Source organism: Geobacillus thermopakistaniensis (genome assembly GCF_000498995.1).
GTDB classification, from domain to species: domain Bacteria; phylum Bacillota; class Bacilli; order Bacillales; family Anoxybacillaceae; genus Geobacillus; species Geobacillus thermoleovorans.
The window spans coordinates 18,656-31,016 of record NZ_AYSF01000047.1 but is presented as its reverse complement, the minus strand read 5'-3'; the positions used below and the strand labels follow the sequence as shown (position 1 = coordinate 31,016).

The 12,361-nt window shown below is 49.4% G+C and carries 10 protein-coding genes and 1 pseudogene; 8 read left to right on the top strand and 3 right to left on the bottom strand.

Annotated features, from left to right (window positions below):
• Together T260_RS01000000137960 and T260_RS129890 are read left to right on the top strand one after the other, a co-directional pair.
• Positions 1-491 (top strand): annotated as a pseudogene (locus T260_RS01000000137960) (RNA-guided endonuclease TnpB family protein); the annotation flags it as partial.
• Positions 492-1,384: 893 nt separating this feature from the next.
• Complete coding sequence (locus T260_RS129890) at positions 1,385-2,371, top strand: restriction endonuclease (RefSeq protein WP_023633980.1); 987 nt, start codon at positions 1,385-1,387, stop codon at positions 2,369-2,371.
• Positions 2,372-2,441: 70 nt separating this feature from the next.
• Here the strand turns inward: T260_RS129890 and T260_RS129895 are convergent, their stop codons facing one another.
• Positions 2,442-3,746 carry an acetamidase/formamidase family protein gene (locus tag T260_RS129895; RefSeq protein ID WP_011230887.1) on the bottom strand — a complete coding sequence of 435 codons (1,305 nt, stop codon included), beginning with the start codon at positions 3,744-3,746 and terminating at the stop codon, positions 2,442-2,444.
• A 219-nt stretch (positions 3,747-3,965) separates the two neighbouring features.
• Here T260_RS129895 and T260_RS129900 point away from each other — a divergent pair, with 219 nt between their 5' ends.
• From T260_RS129900 to T260_RS129925, 6 genes are all read left to right on the top strand, one after another.
• Positions 3,966-4,175 (top strand): hypothetical protein, encoded by a 210-nt coding sequence (locus T260_RS129900; RefSeq protein WP_014195569.1) that lies wholly within the window; start codon positions 3,966-3,968, stop codon positions 4,173-4,175.
• Entirely contained in the window at positions 4,141-5,553 is a 1,413-nt protein-coding gene (locus T260_RS129905) for an amidase (RefSeq protein WP_011230888.1), read from the top strand. The genes T260_RS129900 and T260_RS129905 overlap by 35 nt, the downstream gene beginning before the upstream one ends.
• 252 nt (positions 5,554-5,805) lie before the next feature.
• The gene (locus tag T260_RS129910; RefSeq protein ID WP_023633979.1) at positions 5,806-6,678 is read left to right on the top strand and encodes an Rpn family recombination-promoting nuclease/putative transposase; all 873 of its coding nucleotides are present in this window, start codon (positions 5,806-5,808) and stop codon (positions 6,676-6,678) included.
• A gap of 243 nt (positions 6,679-6,921) precedes the next feature.
• Entirely contained in the window at positions 6,922-7,413 is a 492-nt protein-coding gene (locus T260_RS129915) for a hypothetical protein (RefSeq protein WP_011230891.1), read from the top strand.
• 400 nt (positions 7,414-7,813) lie between these two features.
• A complete protein-coding gene (locus T260_RS129920) occupies positions 7,814-9,328 on the top strand; it encodes a malate:quinone oxidoreductase (protein WP_201769452.1) in 1,515 nt (504 codons plus the stop codon).
• A gap of 284 nt (positions 9,329-9,612) precedes the next feature.
• The gene (locus T260_RS129925) at positions 9,613-10,164 is read left to right on the top strand and encodes a YpiB family protein (protein WP_023633977.1); all 552 of its coding nucleotides are present in this window, start codon (positions 9,613-9,615) and stop codon (positions 10,162-10,164) included.
• Between the two features lie 105 nt (positions 10,165-10,269).
• Here T260_RS129925 and T260_RS129930 read toward each other — a convergent pair whose 3' ends face one another.
• Both T260_RS129930 and speD read right to left on the bottom strand, forming a co-directional pair.
• A complete protein-coding gene (locus T260_RS129930; RefSeq protein WP_011230895.1) occupies positions 10,270-11,394 on the bottom strand; it encodes an NAD(P)/FAD-dependent oxidoreductase in 1,125 nt (374 codons plus the stop codon).
• Positions 11,395-11,500: 106 nt separating this feature from the next.
• Complete coding sequence (gene speD, locus T260_RS129935; RefSeq protein ID WP_011230896.1) at positions 11,501-12,295, bottom strand: adenosylmethionine decarboxylase; 795 nt, start codon at positions 12,293-12,295, stop codon at positions 11,501-11,503.
• Between the last annotated feature and the right edge of the window lie 66 nt (positions 12,296-12,361).

Sequence of the window (12,361 nt, the reverse complement as noted above, 5' to 3'; positions counted from 1 at the left end):
CCAATGCGCCTTTGTACGCCGACGATATGCGGCTTTGCGAAGGAGATTAGGAAAAGCCAAGAAGCTCCATATGATTCGCAAAATCGGCCGTAAAGAGTCCCGCTGGATGAAGGATCAAAATCACAAAATCAGCCGTCAAATCGTGAATTTTGCGCTCGCCAACGGTGTTGGCGTGATTCGGATGGAAGCGTTGACGGGGATTCGCAAGCGGGCAAAATCGGCCAAAGAAGCGGGGCGAAGCCTTCATGCTTGGGCGTTTCATCAACTGCAAACGATGATCGCCTATAAAGCGGAAATGGCGGGCATTCGGGTCGAGTGGGTGAATCCAACCTACACAAGCCAAACGTGTAAATGTGGTTATCGAGAGAAAGCGAACCGAAACGGCATCCGCTTCCGATGCNTTCCGATGCCAAAAGTGCGGATACACCCTCCACGCCGACTTGAATGGCGCGATCAACATCGCCAAAGCGATTTCGGGCTTTGCCGTCTAACTCACATTTCGCACCCTGAATAAAAATTCGAAATAAGCCTGATTTGATTGAATAAAAATTAATTATCTTACAATTTTTGTATAAAAAATTATTTTTATGCGAATATCCAGGTTGTTTTTTGTATATTATGCAAAGGTTGCGAAATATGAGGTCTAACCTAGCGCACTGGTCACAGGTGCGCCGCCCATTGGGGTACATCCTAACCCGATGGGATGGGGTGATGACACACCCCTGAACTTGGGCGTTGTCCGAACCAGAAATGGATGAGGACGCAAACGACCCAAGAATCCCACGCCTTTAGGCGTGCGGAGTGTCAATAATCGACCCGGTTGAATGCAACATCTTTGAGACATCCAAGAGCACATTCCCGAGTAGCAACAGGGCGTTAGTGTATTGTGCGCGAAGAAATAGGAATTGATAAAAAATGAACTTCAAAGCGGAAGCGTTATGTGTTCTCATCGCTTCGCCATCGGTATAGAAAAGGGAGCGGCACCGCACCGCTCTTTTTGTATTTTTGATCGGTCGACAAAGTTCGACGGCAACGTTTTACAAAAGTTGATACAATCAAATCAACTGAATCTTTTTATCTATGACAAAGGGAGGGGTCACGGGATGGCAACGATTCGTAAAGCAGATTACGGCAGCAAGCGCGCAGATGTATTGGATGGGAAAGATCATACGATCAAAATTGAACGAAATCGATTAAGCAGTTTGTAATAGACGGAGAACACCGATGGGCGGGCTTATTCTATATGGTTTTTTCGTTTTTGCTCATCTTATAATGGTATTGCATATAGTGGGGAGCTATCTGCTCGTCTTTTAAGCGCCTGTTTTTAGAAAATGTTTGCTTCGCGAATGGAGCGATTTCTTTTTACAAAAAAGGGGGAAATCCAATGTCAAAATGGTGGATGATCCGCGCGGGCGACCGCAATGAACTGATTCCGCTTTGGCTGGAAAAGGGCATCGCATCGATCGGCTGGGCGCGGTTAGGAAACCCAAGGCATTTTTCATCAAAGCAACAGCTTCAACAGAAGGCAGACGAAGTGTTTAACGAGGCCAAACCGAAATCAAGAAATAGCTGGGTTAATCAAGTGTGGCGTTTCAGCCATGAAATTAAAAAAGGCGATCGTGTGATCACGTACTCTAAAGAAAGAAGAGAATACATTGTCGGAACGGTCACAGAGGAGCATGTGTACGATCCTGACATCGGGCACCCGAATTATCCGAACATCATTCGGGTCAACTGGGAAAACGCCCGGATCTCAAGAGATTCATTGCCGCAGGCGGCGAAAAACAGTTTAGGCTCTACCTTAACAGTTTTTCGGGTCGATGAGTGGGGGGATGAAATCGAACGACAATTGAGCAACCCGTCATTAGCTTCCGTCGATAAAACCATTGAACCGGAAGAGGACGAAATCGTCGAAGATCTTGTTGGAAAAGCGTTGATGATGATCCAGGACAAAGTGGACAAGCTTGATCCGTGGCAAATGCAAGATTTAGTAGCAGGCTTGCTTCGGGCTATGGGGTACAATGTGCAAGTCAGCCCGAAAGGCCCTGACGGTGGGGTGGATGTGTTGGCCTATAAGGATGCATTCGGTTTTGAAAAACCAATTATTAAAGTGCAAGTTAAGCATCGCAAAAGTGCCGCTTCGGCTCCGGAAATCCAGCAGCTTCTCGGGGCCAACCCGATTGATGCCAATTGTTTGTTCGTTTCGACTGGAGGATTTACTTCCCAAGCAGAGGCAGTAGCCAAACATAATTCCGTTAAACTGATTGATTTGGAAGAACTGGTCAACTTGATTGTCCATTGGTACGAGAACATGCCAAATGATGCGAGAGCGCTGTTGCCGCTGCAGAAAATGTATGTGCCCGAATCTTGACAAACATAAGGCTTCATCCCTGCTTGGCAAGTGCGAGAGGATGAAGCCTTTAGTGATGATCGACATGTTTTTACTCCAAAACGCTGCGATATTGATCGTACACTAGCGAGGTCAAACTAATCTTGTCTAAATAACGAACAGGGCACAAGAAGGTCACGGTGATGACCCCAGGATGTCGGCCAATTTCGATGGCGCCGGTAATCGTGGCACGGTTCATCACCTCAGGGACAGAGATGCCTAACGTTTTCGCTGCCCGTTGCAACCCGTTTTCTGTTGCCTCATTTAGGTTGGCACCTGTCCCGACAAAGGAAATCGGCAACGATTCTTCCAACTTGTTTACCCCCCATGATTGTGCCAAATCGAGGGCGATCTCTTTTTCTTTTTTTGTCAATGGCTTTGCCAAGTAGGGGAGGTCCTCAGCAACAGGAAGAAGAATCGGTCCGTCAATGGTCAACCCTTTGATCACTTTCACTTGAAGGGTGACGATGCCAGATACGTCGGTCGTATGCCCAGCAATTTCCCCGTCGCCCTGCATGGCATGCATATCACCGAGATAAACACCTCCGCCCCGCACTTTCACAGGGCAGATCAACACGGCGCCTTCGCGTACACGGTTAATGTCCATATGTCCGTCCGTGCGATCTTCCAGCTGTTCTTTCGTAATCCCGTATTCATGTGGGGCGTTGATCAGAAATTGGCCAAAGTCGCCAGCGTTATGTGAATCCGGTAGCGGACGCGCCGGGGTGGTGCCGAGCTGTCCGAGGAACGGGCGGAGTCTGGCCACCGTTCCGACTAAGTCATGGGGCGCAAACGTGACGATCGGGTTTTGGACGGAGTTGTCGGGTGTCGCCATGTAGTACCGTCCTTGTCGAGCGATGTGTTCTGCCGCTTCTTTATGCACGGTCACGCCGATTTGTCGGTTTGGATCAAACGTCATCGTATAGCCGTTCGTAAATACAAATGGAGTCACGTCCGCGCCACAATTCGCGCACCGAATGGCTTCCGGGCCGATCCCCTCGATTTTCGTTTCCGGGTACATCGTTCCGCACTGTGGGCATTTGACAGCAACGAACGGATCGCCGACAAACCGACCTTCCATTGGTTTATCATTTCCTGAGGATGTGGCGATAGAGGTGACGCGAATCGATTTGATCTTAATCGCAATGGCGTCTCCTACTTCAGCGCCTTCGACAAAAACGGGCTTTGTCACTTCATGGCCACCGCGGATGCAAGGAGTGATCATCGGTCCCCAGCAGCCAGGAGTAGTATTGGCGACAATGTATCCCCCATCCTGCACGGGGCCAAGCATGTTTCCATGAGGGTCTAAGATGCCGTTAGTGAACTCATTGACAAACACGGTTTGTTTCGCTTCCATGGCGTTCCCCTCTTTACTTTTAGATTTTAGGATTGGTTACATAGGAACCTTGGATCGCTGACAACGAACCTTCGACGGGTGATGTCTAACTACATTTTAGGAAATTCAGTAGAGTATTGTCAAAATAATCGGGTGTATATTTATTATATTTTGTTAAGTCAAAATATTTTGGAATTTAATTCTTGTAATGTATAATAATTTTAGAAGGGAGGAAACGAAATGAGCAATAGCATAGAAAAGAAATTAAGAGAAAAAGGGATTAAGTGTTCAGAACAGGAATTGATGATGCTTGAGCATCAGTGGAAAGCCATTCAGCAACTAAAACAGGGAGTCGAAAAACTTGGTTTGAATGAGGCAGATATTGGAGTCGTCCACCAACCGGGAGGTGTGTATCGTGGAAAAACGGCTAAATACGAAAACAATCTCTGAACTTTCCCCTCTTCTAAAAAACAAAGAAGTTTCACCTGTTGAACTCGTTGACGATGTACTCGAACAAATTGAAACATTAAACAATAAGCTGAATGCCTATATAGAGGTGACAGCAGAGAAAGCACGCAAGCAAGCTGAGTTGGCGGAATCGGAAATCCGATCTGGAAATTACCGCGGCCCGCTACATGGCATCCCTATAGCAATCAAAGATATTCTTTACGTAGCTAATGAAACAACAACGATGGGGTCAAAAATTCACCGAAACTTCCGGCCAACTTACAGTGCGACAGTAATCGAGAAGTTGACGGAAGCGGGAGCAGTGTTTCCTGGAAAAACAAACTTGCATGAGTATGCTTGGGGAGCAACGAACAATAATCCTCATTTCGGACCTGCCCGAAATCCTTGGGATCCTGAACGCATTCCCGGAGGCTCAAGCGGAGGATCGGGGGTCGCAACGGCGGCGCATATGACGATTGCTTCCCTAGGAACAGATACCGGTGGTTCGATTCGAATTCCTTCTTCGTTTTGCGGCATTGTCGGTTTAAAGCCCACCTATGGACTAGTAAGCAAATATGGTTGTTTCCCGCTTGCATGGTCGTTGGACCATATCGGTCCGATGGCGAAAACGGCGAGGGACGCTGCCTATATTTTAGAAGCCATGGCAGGATACGACCCAAAAGATCCTACTTCCACCGATGCCCCTGCAACGAGTTATTCCACACAATTCATGGAGTCTGTTAAAGGTGTAAAAATTGGCATAGAACCGTACTTCTTTGATCATGTGGATGAAGGAGTCGAAAGAGCGGTTAAACAGGCGATTGCTTCTTTGGAACGCGAAGGTGCTGTTGTAGAAACCGTGCGAATTCCAACATTGCAATATGCGCAGTATGCGGAAATGATCACGATTCTTTCAGAAGCCAGCGCTATTCATCACAATCATTTAGTAGAAAGGGAAGAAGATTTTGGCGATGATGTCCGTTTCCTTTTAAAGCTTGGAGAACTCCCTTCCGCTGTAGACTACTTGGAAGCGCAACAAATTCGTTTGAAATTGGATCACGAGTTCATGGAAATATTCAATAAGGTAGATGTTTTGATCACCCCAACCATTCCGTTTCTCCCTCCCAAAATCGGGCAGGATACGGTATGGATCAATGGAGAGGAAGTAAACTTTCTTGACCATATCATCCGTTTTACAGGACCGTTTAACTTGACGGGCTTGCCTGTTGTAACGGTGCCATGTGGTTTTGTTCAAGGACTTCCTGTAGGGATGCAAATCATCGGCCCAGCCTTTGGGGAAGGAACGATATTAAATGTTGCTGATGTGTTTGAAACGTTGCATCCTGAGCTGAAATACCCGCCGGCCGTTCTAAGAAAGTAAAAGCAAACGCTGGTCGTGGCGATGTACTTACTGAAGGGCGGTCTCAAAAGGTGATGATGACATAACTTTTTGAAGCAGCCTTTTTCAACTGAGTGTTTTTCACTCGCGTTCGCTGCTGTTTGTATGACGGGGAGCAAGCACAAAACGGAGAGCTTTTTTCCTGGCTCTCCATTTTTTATATCGTACATGCAGGATTTTCGCCTCGTGCTCACGAATGATAGTTGGTGAACATCTTCATCGTGAGGTGATCGGATGGCCATTGACCATGACCGATTGTTCAAAGAGCTGATCCAGACGTTCTTCGAAGAGTTTTTCTTCCTCTTTTTCCCCGACATGCACGAGCATATCGATTTCTGCCATTTGTCCTTTTTGTCCGAAGAACTGTTCACTGATGTGACCGCAGGAGAAAAATACCGCGTTGATCTGTTGGTCGAGACGAAGCTGAAAGGGGAAGATGGACTGATCATCGTTCATGTGGAGAATCAAAGCAGCGTGCAGTCGTCCTTTCCGGAGCGCATGTTTGTCTATTTCAGCCGTTTGTTTGAAAAATACCGCATCCGCATTGTTCCCATTGCCGTCTTCAGCCATGATGCCCTCCGTGATGAACCGTCCGTGTTTTCGATTGAGTTTCCCTTTGGCGAGGTGTTGCAGTTCCGCTTTTTCCCGGTGGAGTTGCGCAAGAAACATTGGCGGGATTCTATTCGGCATGACAATCCGATTGCGGCTGCGCTGCTTGGCAAAATGGGGTATACTGAAAGTGAGAAAGTCGAGTTGAAAAAAGAGTTTTTGCGCATGTTGGTGCGATTGGAGCTGGATGAAGCGAGGCAGCGGCTGCTCTTGGGCTTTTTTGAAACGTATGTGAAGTTGTCGGAGGAGGAAGAGCAACAACTGCAAAGAGAAGTGAAGGCGATGGAAACGAAAGAAAAAGAGAACGTGTTGGGGCTGATCATTTCCTATGAGCAAAAGGGAAGGAAGGAGGGGTTGGAAGAAGGGATGGAACGTGGAATTCAACAAGGAATGAAACAGCTGATTCGTAACATGGAGCGCAAAGGAATGACGGTGGAAGACATTGCTCGGTTGGTGGATCTTCTAGAGGAAGATGTTCGGGGATTGCTTGAAGAGTAGGGAAATAAAAAACAAGGGGATGGCCATGGGGAATAAGAAGGTTGGTGACGACAAGCGGCCAATTGATCGTCGTATGGACGGCATGGCCTAAGGATGCCGAAGGGCCGCAGCGTTTGTGAAGACCGTGACCGCGGAAGCGCCTTGCTTGATTACGAAATTTGGCCGCCTTTCATCCTACGGTTTCCATTGCGGGATGAAAGACGGTGTTGTTTCGCATCTTCTTGTGAGGGAGGAAGAGAAAAATTGGATTTCCGTGATATCCCGCAACTCATTGCCCGAATGCTCATGGAAGTGATTCAAACGCATATACCGCACCAATGGATATACACCGCTGAACCATTCATCAACCCATACAACGGCAAGATCAGCTATGACTATTCCGGTGAAGTGAGGAAAATGAAGAAGGAAGAGTTTGCCGAGCTTGTCCGATCGCTGGGGAGAAGTAAGGGCTCGCGATTTTATTGTTCTCCGTTAGATGAGTTGTTAAACAACGTTTACATTGATCAATGGGTGCCGACGTATATGTCTAACTATGGAAAGCGTTGGGTGACATACTGTGACTTGCTTAGGGAAACATTTGATCAATGGAAGTACAGCCACTTTGAGATTTATGACGAGGACGGGAATGAGGTCAATGAAGATCTCAACTTGCAACTTGATGAAATATTCGAAGATTTTTTAGAGAATACTTCGCACGAGCCATTTGTTAGAGAAATTGAAAAAACGATTGCCTAATACGATGGATGTCACCTTGGAATGTTTCGGGTGTAGATGGCTTATATGACGCTTTGGCGGCATGGAGCCGTCTTTTTTGCTGCTATGAAATGATTTCGTTTGTTTTTCATCAGTCTTCTTGAAAAATCTCTGCGTTTTTTCTCGAGATGGTGGCGAAATATTCAACGATTTTGTAAAATTATTATGAAGGGCGATGTTGGGATGGCTGTGTTGATGTTATGAATATACGATGTTGCATTGAATTATAGTAATATATTTTGTTCAAATTGATAATAGTGACATACTATTAATCAATTGTGTTATAATAAATGTTGAAATCGCCCTCAAAAATAAAAGGGGTATCGGTGGAATCATTTCGAGCGCTCGCTCGATGCTCTTTTACAACTATTCATGGATAGGGATGGTAAACATGGGCAACAAACAAGGAAAAACGGATGTCATTTTAATCGGCGCTGGCATTATGAGCGCGACGTTGGGGACGCTCTTGAAGGAATTGGCGCCAGAGTGGGACATTGTCGTCTTTGAAAGACTGGAAGAGGCAGGAGCGGAAAGCTCCAACGAGTGGAACAACGCCGGGACGGGGCATGCGGCGCTGTGTGAGTTGAACTATACGGTTGAGAAGGCCGATGGGTCGATTGACATCGGCAAAGCGATTAAAATCAATGAGCAGTTTTACGTCTCTTTGCAGTTTTGGGCTTATTTAGTCAACAGCGGTATTCTTCGTGACCCGAAAGATTTCGTCCGTCCGCTGCCGCATATGAGCTTTGTGCAAGGGGAAGACAATGTGGCGTTTTTGAAGAAGCGCCACGAAACGATGGCGGCCAATCCGCTGTTTAAAGGGATGGAGTTCACAGATGATCCGAAAAAGTTGGCCGAATGGGTGCCGCTCATGATGGAAGGGCGGGTGGTGGACGAGCCGATCGCGGCGACCCGCATCGAATCGGGGACGGACGTGAACTTCGGGGCGTTGACGCGCCAACTGTTTGAACATTTGAAACGGAAGAACGTGGAGATCCGCTACCGCCATCATGTCGAGGATATCAAACGGACAAGCGACGGTTTATGGGAGCTGAAAGTGCGGAATTTGGACACAGGCACGGTGGAGCTTCATGCGGCCAAGTTCGTCTTCATCGGGGCCGGGGGAGGCAGCCTCCATCTGTTGCAAAAGTCCGGCATTCCGGAAGGGAAGGGAATCGGCGGCTTCCCGGTGAGCGGGCTGTTTATGGTGTGCAACAATCCCGAGGTCGTCGAGCAGCACCATGCGAAAGTGTACGGCAAAGCGAAAGTCGGCGCGCCGCCGATGTCGGTGCCGCATTTGGACACGCGGTTTATCGACAATCAAAAGATGCTGCTGTTTGGGCCATTTGCCGGGTTTTCGCCGAAGTTTTTGAAAAACGGCTCGATGCTCGACTTGTTCACCTCGATCAAGCCGCATAACGTCTTGACGATCTTGGCGGCGGGCGTGAAAAATATGTCCTTGACCAACTATTTAATCCAGCAAGTGCTGTTGTCGAAAGAACAGCGCATGCAAGAGCTGCGGGAATTCGTCCCGACGGCAAAAAGCGACGAGTGGGACATCGTCGTGGCGGGTCAGCGCGTGCAAGTGATCAAAGACACGGAAGCTGGCGGCAAAGGAACGCTGCAGTTTGGCACGGAAGTCGTCCATGCGGCTGATGGTTCGATCGCGGCGTTGCTCGGCGCGTCGCCAGGGGCATCGACGGCGGTTCATGTCATGCTTGAAGTGATGGAGAAGTGCTTCCCAGAACGGATGAACGAATGGCGGGCGAAAGTGAAAGAGATGATTCCGTCTTACGGCGAGTCGTTGATGAAAAACGAAGCGCTGTTGCGGCAAGTGCAAGCATCCACAGCCGAAGCGCTCGGATTGAACGGCCACTTTGCGATGCAGTTGGCGTAGGCCATAGGTCTTAGCAATGGAAAGGAAAGCCGAGAGCCCGTTGCTTAGAAGGAGCAGCCGCCTGGAAATGAAGGGCGGCTGTTTTTCTATTTCGTTTGCCGCTTGGTGTCGGAATGAAAGGGGCCTTGCCCTGTGGTTTTCAGATGCACGGCGGGGCGCAATCAAGTATACTGGAAAACAAAGACGTGAATGGAATAGCAATGGATCATCGAGGCTTGTTGAGACGATCTTGCGCTGCGGCCGCTGTTATCTTCCATGGAGAAGCAGTTGAAGGGGGTGAGGCTATGACGAGATGGGTGTCCTATTCAGAAAAGCGGCAGTTCTTAACAACGTTTTTGCAGCAGCATCGTTTGAAGCATCCCGATGCCCGATTTGTGCTGCAATACTTGCTTCAACACCCCCATTTGCTTGAGAACGTCCATTTTACGGAAACCGAGCAAAAGCAGGCGCGGTGGCTGATCATTTCGACTGCGATGGCGGAAGAGGAAGGGCTCGTCTTTTATCGGCGCGGTCAAAAAAGCACGAGCCTTGCCTCGATTATGGGCGATTTGGCGCTGCATCCGAACGAGACGCTCTATTTGACGCTCCATTTTCCAGGAAAGGCAAGGAATTTTTCGTACCTTCGGCTTATTGATCACCAAGCGTTTGAAAATGTCAGACGGCACGAGCGGCATGAGAAAATGGCGAAGGCGGCCGAGCAAGTGCTCGATGAAGCGTTGAAACGCCATGAAGTGTCGATTTTGAAGATGCAAATCGATCAAGCGCTTGACCGCAAAGATATGGAGCTGTTTCACAAGCTGACGGAGCAGTTGAAAAAATATGAAGGACAAAGCTGACAAAACACGGTCAGCTTTGCCCTGACGGTGAGAAAGGGATATCAGTCGCTGCGTTGGCTATTGTCCATATCGTGGAAGCTCCGTTGTTGCTTTTTCTGATCCCCCTCATTGAACGATCGGTGCGACGGCGCTTGCTGCGTCATAATCGCTTGGGTCGAGTTCCGTCGGCAGGCCGATGACGAGTTTCGCCAACTCCTTTCCTAAATACGGGCCGACGGTGAGACCTGAGGAGCCGAGCCCATTGGCGATATACACCCCAGAAAAGCCCGGAAGCGGTCCGAAGATCGGGAGAAACCCAGGCGTGCGCGGGCGAAACCCGACCCGTGTTTCCACGTAGGTGCACGCCGACAGCCCTGGCGCGACGGCGAGCGCTTTGTCCAGTATTTCGTGGATGCCGCCGGCGGTGGCGCGGACATCCATCCCCGCTTCATCTTCATGGGTCGTTCCGATGATGATTCGCCCTCTAGGGAAGGCGAGCATATACTGATTGTTCGGCGGCATGACGACCGGCCATCGGCCAGTCTCGCCTGCCAACCATTCGAGATGAACGATTTGTCCTTTTTGCGGAGTGACGGCAAACCGAACGCCCAGCGGCTCAAGCAGTTCGCCAGCCCATGCGCCGGCTGTGACGATGACCGCTTCGGCCGTGTATTTCGCTCCATTGACTTCCACGCCGATGACGCGGGAGCCTTCAAACAGGATCTGGGCGTTTCCGCGGATGTAGGCGGCGCCAAGCTTTTGGGCCGCGTTTGTGAGGGCGTCCCGCACCGCCCGGCCGTTCACTCGGGCGGCGCCGCTCACATATAGGGCATGATGCTCACCGCCAAGCGGCGGAAACAGCTCCTTCGCCTCATGGGGATGAAGCCGCACGATCTCTCCCATTTCCGGCGCGTCTTCGCGCCGTTTGCGAGCGCGCTCCTCCATTTGTTCCAGTTTCTGTTCGTCTGTATGCAGGCAAAGCGCCCCGACGCGCGCATAACCGGTGTCCGTTTCCCCGAGCGCTTGCAGTTCTTCGATGAGGGAGGGGTAAAACTTCGCTCCGTTTTTGGCCAATCGGTACCATTTTTGGTTGCGGCGCTGCGACAGCCAAGGGCAGACAATCCCCGCCGCCGCACCGGTCGCCTGCCCTTTGTCGCCGCGGTCGATGATGATCACGTTTGCGCCTTCCTTGGCCAAATGGTAAGCGGTCGAGGCCCCTAAAATGCCGGCTCCGACGATGATGTACTTCATTCATGAACACCTTTTCCTTTTTTCTACTAGCATACCATAGACGGCGCCAATCGGGAACCGGTGTGGGCCGGCCCGAAAGCCGGCAGGCGTCAAAAAGGCGCCCGCGTCAAACGGTGTTCGGCATATTTTTTCCGTAAAAGATCTCATCCATTTCCCTTCTCAGCTTGGCGGTTGTTTCATTCGCTTCTTGTTCGCTCAAATCCTCTTTTGCATAGCCAAACAAGTAGTTGTCCAAGTCAAACTGTTTCAACTTGCATTTTGTGTGAAAAATATTCTCTTGGTAAATGTTTACGTCGATCATATCGTACTTTTCGCGAATGTGCTCCGGGATATAATCTTGAATCGACGTAATGTCATGGTCGATAAACAGCTTGTATCCGTGAATGTCGCGCGTAAATCCGCGCACGCGGTAGTCGATGATCATAATGTCGGCGTCAAATGAATGAATCAAATAGTCGAGCGCTTTGAGCGGCGAAATTTCCCCGCATGTGACGACATCAATATCGGCGCGGAACGTGCTGATTCCGTCATTCGGGTGGTATTCTGGGTATGTATGGACGGTGATATGGCTTTTGTCAAGGGAAAGCACCACCGCCTCCGGCAAAGGGCCGTCATCTTCGGGCACCTCGACGACCGGCCCCTCGGAAACGAGCATCGCCACGCTCGCGCCCTGCGGAACGTAATCTTGTTTGGCGATGTTTAACACATGGGCGCCGATCATGTCGGCGACACGTTTTAAAATATTCGTCAGCCGTTCGGCATTGTACACGTCGTCAATGTATTCGATATACGCTTCCCGCTCCTTCGCCGTTTTCGTATAGCAAATATCGTACATATTGAAGCTGAGCGATTTCGTCAAGTTGTTGAACCCGTGCAGCTTGACGCGCGGTGTTTCGTTCATCGACGGGACCCATCCTTTCGTTTTTTCTTAATTTGTCCCGTTGCTGGCGAAGATAGTAATTTTTCA

What these genes read in the sequence shown, in the direction of transcription:
- T260_RS129890 (WP_023633980.1), top strand. Translation starts at nt 1,385, where the DNA reads ATGTCAAAATGGTGGATGATCCGCGCGGGCGACCGCAATGAACTGATT.
- T260_RS129895 (WP_011230887.1), bottom strand. Translation starts at nt 3,746, where the DNA reads ATGGAAGCGAAACAAACCGTGTTTGTCAATGAGTTCACTAACGGCATC.
- T260_RS129900 (WP_014195569.1), top strand. Translation starts at nt 3,966, where the DNA reads ATGAGCAATAGCATAGAAAAGAAATTAAGAGAAAAAGGGATTAAGTGT.
- T260_RS129910 (WP_023633979.1), top strand. Translation starts at nt 5,806, where the DNA reads ATGGCCATTGACCATGACCGATTGTTCAAAGAGCTGATCCAGACGTTC.
- T260_RS129920 (WP_201769452.1), top strand. Translation starts at nt 7,814, where the DNA reads ATGGTAAACATGGGCAACAAACAAGGAAAAACGGATGTCATTTTAATC.
- T260_RS129925 (WP_023633977.1), top strand. Translation starts at nt 9,613, where the DNA reads ATGACGAGATGGGTGTCCTATTCAGAAAAGCGGCAGTTCTTAACAACG.
- T260_RS129930 (WP_011230895.1), bottom strand. Translation starts at nt 11,394, where the DNA reads ATGAAGTACATCATCGTCGGAGCCGGCATTTTAGGGGCCTCGACCGCT.
- speD (WP_011230896.1), bottom strand. Translation starts at nt 12,295, where the DNA reads ATGAACGAAACACCGCGCGTCAAGCTGCACGGGTTCAACAACTTGACG.